The sequence below is a fragment of the Maribacter sp. MJ134 genome (assembly GCF_003970695.1).
Taxonomy (GTDB): domain Bacteria; phylum Bacteroidota; class Bacteroidia; order Flavobacteriales; family Flavobacteriaceae; genus Maribacter.
On the sequence record NZ_CP034570.1, the window covers coordinates 1,738,966 to 1,754,681 of the forward strand.

Here is a 15,716-nt window from a genome sequence, read left to right on the forward strand (position 1 = left end):
AGGCAAGTCTTATGTGTCATATCTCATAAAAAATAAATAACCAACAATCCGTATACCGCGAAAAAAAGAAAAATGACCTCGGGGCAGAACTTCGAGGCATTAGAAATAAAGCCAATATTTATTTCGACGCAAGCATCGGAGTGGTATAAATCCAGATTATCTAGTAAAATCAGGGTTTTCTAAGATGATTAGGATAGTGAATAAACAGGCAAGTGGAATATTGAATCTGTAAAAAGGTGCCTAATTTTAAGATTTTTTATAATGCTACTCCTCTTAAAATCATTAACTTAGAGTTATAGAAATTTGCAAAGAAAATTATGAAAAACAATAGTACTACAACAGAAAAAAAAGCCTTTATCAAATCTTTTTTCGTATCGATTTTGATGGTGGCCACCTTTGGCACCAATGTCTTGGCACAACAAGATAGCTTTAAAGAATATTCGGGAGAAGTTTTAGATAAAGACACCAAAAAACCATTAGTTTTTGCCACACTTAGTTTAGAAAGTAGTAATGTTAGCACCATTACCAATACAGAAGGAAAGTTTCTGCTTAAAGTTCCTGAAGCCAATAGCAATGGCACTATAAATATCTCTTTCTTAGGCTATAAGTCTTTAAGCTTGCCTATATCTGAGTTAAAGGAAAACAATAACAAACTGTTCATGACCGAATCGGTTACGCAACTTTCAGAGGTAAATATAAAAGTGCCAAAAGATGCGGAAGGTCTAGTCCGTGAAACACTAAAGAAAAAAGGTGAAAATTATATTAGTGACCCTACGGTAATGACCGCATTTTATAGGGAAACGATTAAGAAAAGAAGAAAAAACGTAAGTCTTTCCGAGGCCGTGGTAAATATTTATAAAACGCCTTATACCTCTAACAGAACTGATGCTCTTAAACTCTATAAGGCAAGAAAGAGTACGGATTACAGCAAACTGGATACTGTAGCACTTAAATTACAGGGCGGACCCTTCAATGCATTGTTCGTGGATATGGTTAAATATCCTGATTACATCTTCACCGACGAATCTATAAATTATTACAACTTCTCTTTTGTAAATTCTACAAGGGTAAATGATAAGCTTATTTATGTAGTTCAATTTGAGCAAAAGCCCGAATATATTGACCCAATGTACAAAGGCAAACTCTATATAGATGCAGATAAAAAAATATTGACCAGTGCTATCTACTCGTTGAATATAACGGATAAAAATTTGGCAGCACGGATGTTTGTAAGGAAGAAACCACGAAATGCCAATGTTTGGCCGACTGAGGTAGCCTACAGGGTTGACTACAGGGAAAAAGATGGTAAATGGTATTACGGTTATAGTAATGCCCTTTTGGAGTTCAAGGTAGACTGGGATAAAAGACTGTTCAACTCCGTTTACAGTATGAGCTGCGAGATGGCTATAACGGATTGGGAGAAAAATCTCACCAATACTGTTCCTAAATCCAAAGAGCGGATTAAATCCAGTATTATTTTAAGCGACGAGGCTATAGGTTTTGCAGACCCAGATTTTTGGGGGGAATATAATATTATAGAGCCAGAAAAATCAATTGAGTCGGCAATTAAGAAAATTCAAAGACAACTGAGAAGAGCTAAAAATAACAACGGAGGCACTTCAGCCCCATAAATTATAACAATATCGTTCTAAATAAAAAGCCTTAGTTTCAAAGAACTAAGGCTTTTGTTTTGGGGAAACTTTTCTGCCAATTATTTGGGCATTACTACCGTATCTATAGCGTGTATTACGCCATTAGAAGCCGCAACATCGGCCATAACCACTGTTGCGCTATTTCCTTTTTCATCTTTTAGCATAACCTTCCCATCTTGTAACGACAGTTCAATAATTCCTCCTTGTACGGTTGTTACAGGGAAAGAACCATTATTTCCATTGATTGCCTCTATTACAGCTGCCGCCTTATACTCTCCCGCAACAACATGATAGGTGAGAATACCCGTTAACGCATCTTTACTTTCAGGTTTTAGTAAAGTAGCTACTGTACCTTCTGGTAAAGCTGCAAAAGCATCGTTAACTGGCGCAAAAACGGTAAAAGGTCCATCTCCACTTAATGTGTCTACTAATTCCGCAGCTTTCACCGCAGTAACCAACGTAGTGAAATTGTCATTTTCTGCGGCTACACCCACAATGTTTTGCGCTTTTAATACGGCTGTGGCACCTAAAAATAGCATTGTACTCAATAATGTAATCTTAATCTTTTTCATAGTGTTGTTTTTAGATTTTCGATAAAAGTACAGCTATCACTAACACATAAATCATAAATATTGTTTAATTTTTTATTGATTTAGTTAAACAAAATACAATTCTAATGGAATGCCTATTTTTAAAAAGAAAAATAATCACATTTATGCATCATTCCAGACGAAGGTTTTTTAATGGACTAATGGGACTATCCCTTACCACTCTAGCACCTTATGAATTGTTTTCAAAAACGGAAAACGCGAAGAATCAGGAGGTGAAAATTCTACCTAAAGGCCTAAGGACAGGAGATACCATTGGTTTAATTGCACCGGGCTATACTTTTCCCGCAAAGGTCTTAGAAGAGACGAAACAGACCCTGACAGCCATGGGGTTTATACCATACTATACAGAAAGACTCAATAAAAGACATGGATATTTCAGTAATACCGACGCGGAACGGGCAAAAGATTTAAATCACATGTTTAACAATACTCAGGTTGATGCTGTATTATGTGTTAGAGGTGGCTATGGCTGTACACGAATAATGAGTCTTATAGATTATGAGGCTATTCAGAAAAATCCAAAAGCCTTAATAGGTTTTAGTGACGTAACGGCGCTACTTAACGGAATTTATAAAATGACCGGATTAGTAACCTTTCATGGACCAGTGGGAAGTACCTTGAATGATGTCTATAGCCAAAAGTCGCTTTCAGAAATATTGACATCCCACAGAAATTTAAAATCAATTCACAATACAGTTCTTCTACCGGAATATATAGGTAATCCTGAATACGAAAGATATACTATCACCAAAGGTAAAGCTGAAGGAATTCTATGTGGAGGCAGTTTAACACTTATTAATGCGCTTATAGGAACCTCCCACGAAATAGATTTTACGGATACCATCGTTTTCATTGAAGATGTAGAAGAGGCCCCATATCGTATAGACCGGATGTTGACCCAACTCATCGAGGGGCCTACTTTTAAGAAAGCTGCGGGTATCGTATTCGGAGTTTTCGCCGGCTGTAATAAAAGTACCAATCCTAATTCCTTTACCTTAAAGGAAGTGCTTATAGATAGGATAAAACCGCTAGGAATACCTGCGGTGTACGGGATGAGTTTTGGTCATGTAGCACAGAACTTCACCTTCCCCATTGGCATAAGAGCCACGTTCAATACTGAGGAAATGGTCATTAGATTAATGGAAAAAGCAGTAGTATAACTAGTTGGCCACCTCACTTATGAACTTAAGTCGATACAAGCGTAGCTCCTCGTCCTCATATTCCCCATCGAACTCCGTCATTGCTTCTTCAACATCATCGGTCTCAGCTTCCAGGAAGTAGTCGTGAATCTCTTCTTGTTGCTCTTCATCCAACACCTCATCTATCCAGTAACTAAGATTCAATTTGGTACCGCTAAATATGATTTGTTCCATTTCCTTAATCAAATCGGAAATCTCTAAGCCTTTGGCAGAGGCAATATCCGTTAAAGGAAGTTTACGGTCTACATTTTGGATGATGTATAACTTTAAGCCAGAATTGGCACCCGTGCTTTTAACCACAAGGTCGTCCGGTCGTATAATTTCGTTTTCCTCAACATAGGTTCCAATAAATGCTACAAAGGGTTTTCCATATTTCTTGGCCTTTCCTTCTCCTACACCATGAACGTTCAGCAGTTCTTCTTGGGTAATAGGATACTTCATGGCCATATCCTCTAAGGAGGGATCTTGGAACACGACAAAAGGCGGTACACCTAACTTATCAGCCTCGGCCTTTCTTAAGCTTTTAAGCTGTTTTAATAATTTTTCATCTGCTACTCCGCCCGATTTAGCGGCGCCGACAATAGCATTGTCGTTTTCGGCGCTGTAGACGTGGTCTTTCGTCATCAGGAACGAACTAGGATTCTTCAGAAAATCATGTCCTTTGGGTGTAATATGAAGCACACCATATTGTTCAATTTCCTTTTTCAAGATACCGGCAACCAACACCTGTCTTACCAAAGCCATCCAATGGCTTTTGTCCTTATCAGCACCAATACCGAAAAATTCTTTTTCACTGGTCTTATGGGAAGAAATAATCGCGTTCGTTTTACCCAGTAAAGTAAATACGATTTCTTTTGACTTAAATTTTTCGCTCGTCCCCTGCACCACTTTCAGAAGCTTCACTACATCGTCCATGGATTCTACTTTATCCTTTGGATTACGCGTATTATCGTCCATATCTGCACCATCACCATTCACCTCATCAAACTGTTCTCCAAAATAATGAAGCATAAATTTACGTCTGGACATGGAAGTTTCTGCATAAGCGACGACCTCTTGTAACAGCGCATTTCCGATTTCCTGTTCCGCTACAGGTTTACCGGACATGAACTTCTCTAGCTTCTCAATATCCTTATACGAATAAAAAGCTAGGCAGTGTCCTTCACCTCCATCACGGCCGGCCCTACCCGTTTCCTGATAATAACTTTCAATACTTTTAGGAATATCATGATGTATGACAAAACGAACATCTGGCTTGTCTATTCCCATACCAAATGCGATAGTTGCCACGACCACATCTACATCTTCCATCAAGAACATATCTTGGTATTTTGACCTGGTTTTTGCATCAAACCCTGCGTGATAAGGGACAGCACTAACACCATTTACTTGAAGTACCTGCGCGAGCTCTTCAACCTTCTTACGACTTAAACAATAGATAATACCGGATTTACCAGAATTCTGTTTCACAAAGCGGATAATATCCGCCTCTATATTTTCGGTCTTGGTACGTACCTCATAAAATAAATTTGGCCTATTAAATGAGGCCTTAAAGAGTTTGGCATCGGTAATTCCCAAGTTCTTTATGATATCTTCCTGTACTTTAGGAGTAGCGGTGGCGGTTAATCCAATAATGGGTATGGTATCGTCTAAACGAGCAATAATAGACTTCAAGTTTCTGTACTCGGGTCTAAAATCATGACCCCATTCAGAAATACAATGCGCCTCATCAACGGCTACGAAAGAAATTTTTACAGTTCTAAGAAATTCTACATTCTCCTCTTTTGTTAGCGATTCAGGAGCTACATAAAGTAATTTAGTGACGCCGTCAACAATATCCTGTTTTACTTGTTTTACTTCGGTCTTGTTCAAAGAAGAATTAAGCACGTGCGCAATACCCACTTCGCTAGAAATACCTCTTATGGCATCTACTTGGTTCTTCATTAACGCAATTAAAGGCGAAACTATTATCGCCGTGCCGGGCTGCATGAGAGCAGGAAGTTGATAGCAGAGCGATTTTCCTCCACCTGTAGGCATAATTACAAAAGAATTTTTTCCTTCTAATATATTCTTTACAACGCCTTCCTGAAGACCTTTGAACTTAGAAAATCCAAAATATTTTTTTAACGCGGCGTGTAAATCAGTTTCACTTAAACCTTTATCGTATGTCACCTTCTACTATTTCGTGAGAGGAATATCTATTGCACAAGTAAATAAAATCAAAATCCTTAAAACGTTAGTTGCATCACCAAAATATTACTTGATAGATATCTTACTAAAAGTAAGTTTCCGTAATTTTGTAATCTTAAAGATAAGATAATCTTTTAGGAATACAATCCATAAAATTGAATAATACATTCACATCCGCACAACGAATTATCGAATTAGCAAAGCGAACTATTGAAATTGAACGTAATGCTATTGGGCATCTCGCCGAGCTACTGACTACTGATTTCCCTGATGCGGCCAACTGTATTATTGCCTCTAAAGGCAGGGTAATCATTTCCGGAATAGGTAAGAGCGCCATAATTGCCTCCAAAATAGTAGCGACCTTAAATTCTACGGGTACCCCTGCAATTTTTATGCATGCCGGAGACGCTATACATGGAGATTTAGGTATAATTCAAGACAATGATGTGGTCATCTGTATTTCTAAAAGTGGAAGTACACCAGAGATTAAAATGCTTATTCCGTTAATTAAGCGCGGCAACAACAAACTTATAGCCATGACCGGGAATTTAGATTCCTTTTTAGCAAAGCAAGCGGACTATGTGCTGAACACTTATGTGGAGAAAGAAGCCTGCCCAAATGGTCTAGCACCCACGACTAGTACTACGGCACAACTAGTTATCGGGGACGCATTGGCCATTGTACTATTAAATTTAAAAGGATTCAGTAGTACCGATTTTGCAAAATACCACCCTGGCGGTTCCTTAGGAAAGCGATTGTATTTGCGGGTAGCGGATATTGCGAAAAATAATCAAATTCCACGAGTGGAAACGGATACGGATATTAAGAAAGTAATCGTTGAGATTTCTAAAAAGATGCTTGGTGTAACAGCTGTGCTAAAGGATGAGAAGATAGTTGGAATAATAACCGATGGGGATATCAGAAGAATGTTAAACAAGCACGATAATATAAAGGGATTATCTGCGAAAGATATAATGACCGCCAACCCTCAGACCGTTGAAATGGATACCTTGGCGCTCAAAGCCTTGGAACTAATGCAGAAAAAAGGAATTTCCCAGTTATTGGCAATGGACAAGGGCCAGTATAAAGGTGTAATTCATTTACATAATCTTATAAATGAAGGAATTTTGTAATGGGAGATAAAAGTATTACTCCACCGAACGAGATGTCTTTCTTGGACCATCTAGAAGAGCTTAGATGGCATTTGATAAGGTCTACGCTCGCCATTGTCATCATAGGTGTGGCCGCCTTTATGTTTAGAGGCTTCATATTTGATACGGTCATTTTTGGCCCTAAAAAAATGGACTTTCCTACGTATAGGCTTTTTTGTGATATCGCTACATTTTTAGGATTTGATTCTGATTTTTGCGCGGACAAACTACCTTTCACTATTCAAAGTAGGTTAATGTCCGGTCAGTTCTCTGCCCATATATGGACATCAATCTGGGCCGGTTTTATTATAGGTTTTCCCTATGTACTCTATGAAATGTGGAAATTTATTAGTCCTGGATTGTATGAGAAAGAACGCAAAAATTCTAGGGGTTTTATACTTATCGCCTCCCTCCTCTTTTTCATGGGCGTGCTATTTGGTTATTATGTGGTTGCACCATTATCCATAAACTTCCTGGGCACGTACCAAGTAAGTGCCGAAGTTACCAATGAATTCGATTTAGCTTCCTATATTTCTACGGTTCGAACATCTGTAATCGCCTGTGGTATCTTGTTCGAGTTACCCATCATTATTTTCTTTTTGACCAAAGTAGGTTTGGTAACTCCTGAAATAATGAAGAAATACCGAAAGATAGCATTGGTTATTGTGTTGATTCTTGCCGCGGTAATTACCCCCCCGGATGTAACCAGTCAAATAATAGTTGCCATCCCGGTACTTATCCTATATCAGGTGAGTATTTATATTTCTGGAAGAGTCATAAAAAATGAATTAAAACGTGCCCAAAAAGCAGAGAAAGCAAAAGCTAAATAAAAATGTCAAACCCTGTTGAAGAATTTAATGCCTATCGTTCTAAGATGAACGATAAACTTCTGGCGGATAACAATAAAGTTATCAAACGCATATTTAATTTGGATACCAATGCCTTTGCTGCCGGAGCTTTGGATGTCAAAACAAAGGAACTTCTAGGTTTGGTTGCATCTACGGTGCTGCGTTGTGATGATTGTGTAAAGTACCATTTAGAAAGCTCTTATAATTCCGGGGTTTCAAAGGAAGAAGTGATGGAAACGCTAAGTATTGCTACTTTAGTAGGAGGCACTATTGTAATTCCCCATTTAAGAAAGGCCTATGAGTATTGGGAAGTTTTAGAAAACAACGAAGGTTAAATAAAATATAAAACCATTTTCACGTAGCAAAATAGGTTTAGATTTGAAAAAATGAAGTTAAGAGCCGAAAACATTATGAAATCCTACCGTGGCCGCAGAGTGGTCAAGGGCATTTCGCTTGAAGTGAATCAAGGAGAAATCGTGGGCTTGTTAGGACCTAATGGTGCCGGCAAAACAACTTCTTTCTACATGATCGTGGGTTTAATAAAACCGAACGGGGGGAATATCTATCTTGATGAAATGGAAATTACAAAATTTCCGATGTACAAGAGAGCTCAGAACGGTATTGGATACCTGGCCCAAGAGGCTTCGGTCTTTAGAAAATTAAGTATTGAAAAAAATATTATGAGCGTGCTTCAACTCACCAAACTCAGTAAAAAGGAGCAGCTAATGAAAATGGAATCCCTTATAGAGGAGTTTGGCCTGGGGCATATTAGAAAAAGCCGTGGTGATCTCTTGTCCGGTGGAGAGCGTAGGAGAACAGAGATAGCACGTGCACTGGCGACCGACCCCAAATTTATATTGCTAGATGAGCCTTTCGCCGGGGTTGACCCAGTGGCCGTAGAGGACATTCAACGCATAGTGGCCCAACTAAAAAACAAGAACATCGGTATTTTGATTACCGACCATAATGTACAAGAAACATTAGCCATAACGGAACGTTCGTATCTTATGTTCGAAGGTGGTATCTTAAAATCAGGTATTCCAGAAGACCTGGCAGCTGATGAAATGGTACGTAAAGTATACTTAGGCCAGAATTTTGAGCTTCGCAAAAAGAAGTTGGATTTTTGATTAAATATTATTTACTGGACTCTAATCGTATAGTCTTCGTAGTAGAATAAAGAGTGCCATCCTTGCCCATGCCCTCGATAAAAATCTCGAACTCCTTCCAACCAAGACCGTTGAAACCGAAATATGCCCTCCCGTTATCGTTGAAGATTATAGAGGGCTCCCAATGAACCGTCCCGTAGTTACGGAAGGAATCGTCCGAAACGCTAGCGTACCTGGGTACGTAAAAATCCTTTGCGGTACTAAAGCCCTTAGGTACGGTATATTTGATAAAATCTGGCATATCAGAATTAGCCTCTAATTCATATTCACCTTTTCTCATATATATCCTTATAACGCCTCCACCAGCCCCGGGTTCTCCATTCCCCGACCTGTCTATAAAGTAACTTTCAACTTGTTCCGTGAAAATATCTTCTAACATATTAAAATCAGGCTGGTAGACATCATCTATATAAAAAACAGGCCGAACATTTGGGGGTCTCATTCTACTAATCCTTATCCTGTCATATCCCACATTAGGCAAAATCATGACCTTAAATCCATTGCTTCTAATTACATCGAGAAAAAGGGGGTACGTATTTACAGTCCGCTTAGTTGTTGTTGTCATTCTATTTGCGTTAACATGGGGACTAAAAACCTTTTTTTCGATTTTTTCATCTACAACTATTGCTTCATCCAGTTCTATTGTATTATCAAGAATTATAAAACCGTTTATACCTAAGGTTTCCAGGTTTTCAGAAAATAAAGTTCCCCTATTTTCCTTATTGACATTATAGACCTTGTCGGTGACCGTCCCATCATCCAGTCGTACAAAAAGGTTGGGGCGGAACAAGGTGCCATCGGAATACATCATGGCAAAATTTAGTTCGTCCCCTTTCTCAAAATAATTACCACCTATGAAGAACTCGGTAGAACCACGCTCCAACTCTATGACCTTTGGGTTTCCCTTACCACCTTGGTACATTATAAGGTTGCGGTCCTTCATGTATCCCGAATGTAACTTCCCATAGAGATCTACTCCGTCCTTATAGTCATATTCCTTTACCGGCGGGTCGTTGAAGATTGCGTCCCAATCGTACCTGGACCAACCTTGGGTCAATAACAAAAGGTCCAGATCTTCCTCTTTCTCTTTGTCCGTTTCAGAAAAGTAGTACGAAGGATACTCGATGAACCCTTTTACGTAGGGCCTCAGCAAAAAAGAACTCAATATATTTTTCTTAGGACTATAGGCCTTGGTCCCGGCCGGAAGAATAGAGGCGCTCAAGAACTGTAAACTATCCCTTCGTCCCATATTGAACAGGCTTAGTTTTACCGAATCTCCCTGGACAAAGCTTATGGCGATATCCAAAGCTCCCTTTTCGACGTTGTAATCATTGAACAACAAACGCTCCAACAAGGGATTGCCCTTATCGTCGACCAAGGTGACTATGTTCATCCCCGACTGTAACTGATCGGGACCAAGAACATAGGAAACCGTTTCTTGACCCGCAGGAAAATCGACCATCATATATTTTAGAAGTCCGTCCCGGTGGAACAGCAACGAATAGCTCGCCTTACCCATTTGTTCCTTGGTCAACGGATTGGTGGAGAGAACCACCTCTATCCTGTCGGACGGTAGCCTTTTGATGGACATACCTATACCCCTTTCCCTTATTTCAGGGGGATAGAAGTTCATCATATCACCTTCAACGTTGGTCAAGGTACCTTTATAGTCCATTAATCCGTTCGGCAGAAATTCGAATTTGGACAGACCGAACCTATTGGTGACGAACTCGGAGATGATGTTCCCCGACCCATCGGTAAACCGTCCTTTAAGACCACCTACCCCTAGACCCGAAGAATCAAGTACCTTAACACCTACGGTTGCCCTGACACCCGATACCAAATATCCGCCCTCAGGTAAAAGCTGCACATCCAATTTACCGGTATTTCTCCTCTCCTTCTTCGACTCGACCTTGCTCAATACCCTGAACTCCTGAACATAGGAGTCGTCCTCCTTAAAGTTGCGCATACCACTGGTGGTTCCCTTTATGTAATAGAATCCCGCGGCAAAAGTAGAATCGATCTTGATCTGACCTATGGATAAACCGTTGCGGGCACTAAGAAGGTGTTTCTCCAATTCGTTCCCATCTTTGTCATAGATGCCTACATGGAGATTAATGGACTCTTCGAAGGGAACTCCCTTGACGCGGTCATAGACGTAACCCTTAAACCACATATGCTCCCCGGACACGTAAGTGCTTTTGTTAAGATGTAGGAAAACGGAAGCTCTGGGAAGACCGAAATAATCCCGGAAGGCCGGCTTGACCTTTTTCTCCACTACCTTGCTCTGTCCTAGTGATGAAATGGAAAATAACATTAAAATACCCAGCAGTACCGGACACATCTTCCTAGCAAACATAATCTTGAATTTGTACGGTAAGTTACTTTAACCCTTCCGAACGGGTAGTATTAAGTAATAAAATCACTTTTTTACCTACTTAAAGATAACAACTATCTTACAGAAATAAGCTCTCTTTGAGAATACAAAGTCCCGTCGGCGCCCATGCCCTCGATGAAAATCTCGAACTCCTTCCAACCAAGATTGTTAAAACCGAAATATGCCTTCCCGCTTTCATTGACGCTTATGTTGGGCTCCCAATGAACGGTACCGAAGTTCCGGAAGGAATCATCCGAAACGCTCGCGTACTTAGGTACGTAGAAATCCTTTACGGGACTAAAACCGTTTTGAAGCTTGTGAACAAAAAAATTAGGGTCCGCAATAGCTTCGTATGAGCCAGCGGCTCCCAAATCTCCGTCACCACGGGTGTATACGCGTATTATACCTCCAGCACCGCCAGGCTCCCCATTGCCAGACCTATCTATATAGTAACTGGCTATTTTTTTCGTAGAAAAATCTTGGAGAATATTAAAATCGCTATAATAAACGTCATCCACATATAAAATAGGTGAAGGCTGCGTTAACGAAAACGACATTACCCTTTTAGTTGTTATTCGTATCCTATCATAACCTGTATTAGGCATCTCCCAGACATTAAAGCCATTTGAACGAATTAAATCCAACAATTGAGGGAAATTAGCTTCTGTTTCGGTGGTTACTTCGGTTAACTTATCCTCGGATATTTGGGGATTGGTAAAACGCTTCCTTTCTTTTCTTTCCGTTACAATCACCTCCTCTAGAGCAATTGTATTGTCTGGTGTTATAAAATTCTCTAGTCTATAATCGTCTAACTCCATATTGTAAAATAACTTATGATTCTTTCTGCGCAAATCATAGATCTTATCAGTTGTTATACCGTCGTCTACTCTTATGTATAAATTAGGTCTAAGTAATTTACCATTAGGACCAAGTGCCGTTAATTTAAGTTCAGTTCCTTTCTCTAAATAAAAGTTTTTAATATCAAAACTGTCTTGCCCTTGTTTTAAGTCTATCATCCTTGACGCGGTATTTTTACCCGGATACAACATTAAATCATATTTTTTTGGCAACTCAAAATTTAACTTGCCCATCAAATCCACCCCTGTTTTAAAATTGTATTTCTTTTCTGGAGGGTTGTTAAACAGATTGTCCCAGTTGTAACGAGACCATCCCTGAGTAATCAATAATAAATCTAATTCTTCTTCTTTAACCATTGTCATATTAGTAAAATAATATGATGGGTGCTCAATAAAACCTTTGACATAAGGACTTAATAAAAATGAATTTAGAATATTCTTCCTGTGTTGATAGGCTTGAGTGCCTACAGGAAGAACAGATGCGCTTAAAAATTGTAAACTGTCAGTATTAACAAGTTCATTTAATCTAATTTTTACCGAATCTTCTTTTATTGTGTTTAGTGATACACTTAATTCGCCTTGTTTAATTCCTTCTGAATTAAAGACTAGTCTTTCCGCTATTGGTCTACCTTCATTATCAATTAAGGTTATAATATTCATTCCTTTATGCAATCCTTTTGAATCTAGGATATAGGATATATAAGATTCTCCAAATGGAAAATTTACTTCAATGTTTTTTAATAAACCATCTCTATGAAAAAGCAAAGAATAGGGCTTATTCCCTATTTTATTTTTGGTGAACGAATTAGTGCCTAGTAAAATCATTATTCGATTTTGAGCAACTCGCTTTACGGACATTACTATTCCAATGTCCGCTATATTAGGCAATGTAAAACTTAGCTCATTACCATCACTATTTTTTATATAACAATAATAATCTTCATTTTTATCTGGTATAAACTGAAATTTGGCAAGACCAAAACGATTGGTCCTAAAACTAGCTATACTATCTCCAAGCCTATTTTTTATATATCCATCAAGACCCTGAACCCCATAACCAAGCCTATTTAGCACCTTAACCCCCACCGTACCTTGAACCCCAGACACTAAATGCCCTCCCTCAGGTAAAAGCTGAATATCAAGAATTGGAGACTGATAATCATTTGTTTCCGGTAGTTGGTCATCCACTACAGTAAACTGCTGAATAAACGAATCATCCTCCTTAAAATTACGCATCCAACTTGTTGTAGCCTTAATATAATATTCGCCTCCGGCAAAAGTAGAATCTATTAAGATCTGACCTTTTGAAAAACCTTCTTCGCTAATAAAAAGCTCCTTTGTGACTTGATCTCCGTTGCTATTATATATTCCAACATAGAGATTAACAGGTTCTTTAAAAGGAGTTTGCTTTAAACGATTATACAAATACCCTTTGAACCATATATGCTCACCTTTGACAAATGCACTTTTATTAAGATGAAGAAATACAGAAACTCTAGGGAGACCGAAATAATCTTTGAAAGCAGGTTTTATTTTGGCATTAACACTCAAATTCTGCCCTAAGAGCATGTAAGCCCCTACTGCCCAAAGAGCAAAAAAAAGAAAAGTTTTTCTTCTGAATAATAAATGCCATTTCATAAATAATAGCTTAGCCCAGATAATAAATCTAAAAGATAGTGCATAGTAATTATTATTCAAACTTAAACTGACCCTTTAAAATCATTTTATTTTAGAAAAAACAAACAGTAGCTCCGTAGCAATCTCATTGCTACGTTCTTGATATTTTTCAGTCTGTAACAGAGTGTTATCAAATTCTTTTGGATCTTCGAACGTTAACGCTATCCTTTTTTCTGCCCCGGGTATAAAGGGGCAATTCTCATCCGCATGTGAGCAGGTCATGACCGCAGCGAAATTATTCTTTGGATTAAAAGAATGGTCATATGTTTTTGAAAAACCTATGATAGGATGTGCATCAGCGGCATATTTGATGCTGTACACAGGGTTAGCACCAGTTGAAAGTTCAATAATTTCAATGCCCGATTTACGTAGTACCTCAGCTACTTTTGGAAACAAAGCCGTTGCTTCCGTACCACCAGAATAGCAATACACTTGCTCCAGATTAAAATAATGCGCCATGACCTGCGCCCATATTTGAGCCATGTGACTTCTGCGCGAGTTGTGCGTACAGACAAAATTCAGGTTAATTGGTTTTCTAAGGTCTTTTTTCTCTTGAATAAATCCAACAAGTACCTGAAGAATAGCTCGTCTTTCCTCAGAGATCGTGCTAACATCTAATTTGGAAATGATTTTCCGGAGTTCTTCAAATAGCACCGTTCCTTTTTGTTGCATAGGACAATATTACAACATATCGCTTTCAAGAATGGCAGCGTTGGTAAAAGCTAACAATTATTTAATCTCAAAGGTCAATGTTGCCCAGTTGGACTCGTAATCCACTTCTACACCATTTCTTTTTTCCATATGTATGGTTGCTATGTACCACTTCCCCTTTTTATTCGGAACAATGGACACAAAACCATTTTCATTGGTCTTGGTAGAATTTTCATTCTCGTGCGTATCCTGTCCCGGAACAGCGGTACTGTAGTGCACGATATGATTGGCCAACGGAACGCCATCTCTTAGTAGTTTAAATGCTACAGCATCGCCCATTTTAATATCATAGGGATTGTTCATAGGAACAAATTCTATAGGATATCCCAAAGGCTTCATAAAATCGATTGTTCTCTTTTCCCCAACCTGTAAAAGTGTTTTCACATGTTTGGAATAACGTTCCTTAGCGCCGGTATTATCTATATCCTGCTTCTTCCTATCTGCAATAGTGGTCTCTAGACCCTCGTGTTCCAAATAGGCATTAAATGCCTTAGCATCCATCTCAAGAACTCTTGGCAGTGTAGAAACCCCAGCAACGTACGTACCAGAATTACCTGTAGCAAAATTGAGATAGGTAATCTTATTTTTTATTTCATATTGTCCTTCCTTTGGTTCCATTAGGTAATCCGGACCTATAATTTTACTATTGATGATACGATCAGTAGTTATCGCATTTTCACTAGTATCAAAAGTACCGTTCAACAAATATAATTGGGTGGCTTTGTTGATTTCTAAAAAGTGTGTATCCGTTTTAAGAAATAACTCATGGGACATGAATAAAAATGTTGCCAAACAAAGAAATACGAGTCGAAAAGAATTATGCATGCTTTATAATTTTAAATTGTTTTAATCTATATACGTTCAAAAAATGAAAAGGTTTTAGCTTTCACCCATAAATTTATACTTTCTTAAATTAAACAAACCCCAACCAAGGAACAATAATTCCAAGATCAAAGCAGGAGTAAACGGAATGGATACCCCATCAAAAACAGTACTTATAATTCTTCCAAAGGAAATACCGCCCATAAAAAGCACATTACTTAAAGTAGCAGCGTACCATAACTTTTCTTTTCTAGCTCCTAACAACCAAAATATACCAATACCCATATAAATCCCCATAACCGCACGGAGCATATTCTGTAGTTCTAATGAAGTAACCTGAAAATCCAAGATCAAAGGCATTAAATGAGAAGGATTGCCTCCATAAACGATTCCTGCACAGATAACGATGATACCGGATAAAGATAAATGTAGGTTCTTCTGCATATTTTAACAGA

Annotated in this window: 13 protein-coding genes; 6 read left to right on the top strand and 7 right to left on the bottom strand. The window is 38.6% G+C overall.

Annotation, left to right across the window (positions count from 1 at the left end):
* Positions 1-317: 317 nt before the first annotated feature.
* Positions 318-1,631 carry a carboxypeptidase-like regulatory domain-containing protein gene (locus EJ994_RS07570; RefSeq protein WP_126591900.1) on the top strand — a complete coding sequence of 438 codons (1,314 nt, stop codon included), beginning with the start codon at positions 318-320 and terminating at the stop codon, positions 1,629-1,631.
* Positions 1,632-1,711: 80 nt separating this feature from the next.
* Here the strand turns inward: EJ994_RS07570 and EJ994_RS07575 are convergent, their stop codons facing one another.
* Entirely contained in the window at positions 1,712-2,191 is a 480-nt protein-coding gene (locus EJ994_RS07575) for a fasciclin domain-containing protein (RefSeq protein ID WP_410504176.1), read from the bottom strand.
* Between the two features lie 176 nt (positions 2,192-2,367).
* On the opposite strand from EJ994_RS07575, the gene EJ994_RS07580 reads away from it, so the two are divergent.
* Positions 2,368-3,423, top strand: a complete 1,056-nt coding sequence (locus EJ994_RS07580; protein ID WP_126591902.1) for an LD-carboxypeptidase — start codon at positions 2,368-2,370, stop codon at positions 3,421-3,423.
* Here EJ994_RS07580 and EJ994_RS07585 read toward each other — a convergent pair whose 3' ends face one another.
* The gene (locus EJ994_RS07585) at positions 3,424-5,634 is read right to left on the bottom strand and encodes a RecQ family ATP-dependent DNA helicase (protein ID WP_126591903.1); all 2,211 of its coding nucleotides are present in this window, start codon (positions 5,632-5,634) and stop codon (positions 3,424-3,426) included.
* A gap of 173 nt (positions 5,635-5,807) precedes the next feature.
* On the opposite strand from EJ994_RS07585, the gene EJ994_RS07590 reads away from it, so the two are divergent.
* Genes EJ994_RS07590 through lptB form a run of 4 tightly spaced genes read left to right on the top strand, consistent with a single transcriptional unit; the run spans position 5,808 to position 8,778 of the window.
* Positions 5,808-6,785: an SIS domain-containing protein gene (locus EJ994_RS07590; RefSeq protein ID WP_126591904.1), complete on the top strand. Its 978-nt coding sequence runs from the start codon at positions 5,808-5,810 to the stop codon at positions 6,783-6,785.
* A complete protein-coding gene (tatC, locus tag EJ994_RS07595) occupies positions 6,785-7,633 on the top strand; it encodes a twin-arginine translocase subunit TatC (RefSeq protein ID WP_126591905.1) in 849 nt (282 codons plus the stop codon). The genes EJ994_RS07590 and tatC overlap by 1 nt, the downstream gene beginning before the upstream one ends.
* 2 nt (positions 7,634-7,635) lie before the next feature.
* A complete protein-coding gene (locus EJ994_RS07600) occupies positions 7,636-7,986 on the top strand; it encodes a carboxymuconolactone decarboxylase family protein (protein WP_099573888.1) in 351 nt (116 codons plus the stop codon).
* A 51-nt stretch (positions 7,987-8,037) separates the two neighbouring features.
* A complete protein-coding gene (gene lptB / locus EJ994_RS07605; protein ID WP_099573887.1) occupies positions 8,038-8,778 on the top strand; it encodes an LPS export ABC transporter ATP-binding protein in 741 nt (246 codons plus the stop codon).
* 7 nt (positions 8,779-8,785) lie between these two features.
* Here lptB and EJ994_RS07610 read toward each other — a convergent pair whose 3' ends face one another.
* The 5 genes from EJ994_RS07610 to EJ994_RS07630 form a co-directional block, all read right to left on the bottom strand.
* Positions 8,786-11,176 (bottom strand): hypothetical protein, encoded by a 2,391-nt coding sequence (locus EJ994_RS07610; protein WP_126591906.1) that lies wholly within the window; start codon positions 11,174-11,176, stop codon positions 8,786-8,788.
* Positions 11,177-11,268: 92 nt separating this feature from the next.
* Positions 11,269-13,689 carry a hypothetical protein gene (locus EJ994_RS07615; RefSeq protein WP_126591907.1) on the bottom strand — a complete coding sequence of 807 codons (2,421 nt, stop codon included), beginning with the start codon at positions 13,687-13,689 and terminating at the stop codon, positions 11,269-11,271.
* An 81-nt stretch (positions 13,690-13,770) separates the two neighbouring features.
* A complete protein-coding gene (locus tag EJ994_RS07620) occupies positions 13,771-14,400 on the bottom strand; it encodes a low molecular weight phosphatase family protein (RefSeq protein WP_126591908.1) in 630 nt (209 codons plus the stop codon).
* Positions 14,401-14,457: 57 nt separating this feature from the next.
* Positions 14,458-15,264, bottom strand: a complete 807-nt coding sequence (locus tag EJ994_RS07625) for a DUF4198 domain-containing protein (protein WP_126591909.1) — start codon at positions 15,262-15,264, stop codon at positions 14,458-14,460.
* 54 nt (positions 15,265-15,318) lie between these two features.
* The gene (locus tag EJ994_RS07630) at positions 15,319-15,705 is read right to left on the bottom strand and encodes a DUF4345 domain-containing protein (protein ID WP_126591910.1); all 387 of its coding nucleotides are present in this window, start codon (positions 15,703-15,705) and stop codon (positions 15,319-15,321) included.
* Positions 15,706-15,716 lie beyond the last annotated feature (11 nt).

Bases quoted from the DNA above. Each gene is read 5' to 3' on its own strand.
- EJ994_RS07570 (WP_126591900.1), top strand. From the start codon at position 318: ATGAAAAACAATAGTACTACAACAGAAAAAAAAGCCTTTATCAAATCT.
- EJ994_RS07580 (WP_126591902.1), top strand. From the start codon at position 2,368: ATGCATCATTCCAGACGAAGGTTTTTTAATGGACTAATGGGACTATCC.
- EJ994_RS07625 (WP_126591909.1), bottom strand. From the start codon at position 15,264: ATGCATAATTCTTTTCGACTCGTATTTCTTTGTTTGGCAACATTTTTA.
- EJ994_RS07620 (WP_126591908.1), bottom strand. From the start codon at position 14,400: ATGCAACAAAAAGGAACGGTGCTATTTGAAGAACTCCGGAAAATCATT.
- EJ994_RS07615 (WP_126591907.1), bottom strand. From the start codon at position 13,689: ATGAAATGGCATTTATTATTCAGAAGAAAAACTTTTCTTTTTTTTGCT.
- lptB (WP_099573887.1), top strand. From the start codon at position 8,038: ATGAAGTTAAGAGCCGAAAACATTATGAAATCCTACCGTGGCCGCAGA.
- EJ994_RS07600 (WP_099573888.1), top strand. From the start codon at position 7,636: ATGTCAAACCCTGTTGAAGAATTTAATGCCTATCGTTCTAAGATGAAC.
- tatC (WP_126591905.1), top strand. From the start codon at position 6,785: ATGGGAGATAAAAGTATTACTCCACCGAACGAGATGTCTTTCTTGGAC.
- EJ994_RS07610 (WP_126591906.1), bottom strand. From the start codon at position 11,176: ATGTTTGCTAGGAAGATGTGTCCGGTACTGCTGGGTATTTTAATGTTA.
- EJ994_RS07575 (WP_410504176.1), bottom strand. From the start codon at position 2,191: ATGCTATTTTTAGGTGCCACAGCCGTATTAAAAGCGCAAAACATTGTG.
- EJ994_RS07630 (WP_126591910.1), bottom strand. From the start codon at position 15,705: ATGCAGAAGAACCTACATTTATCTTTATCCGGTATCATCGTTATCTGT.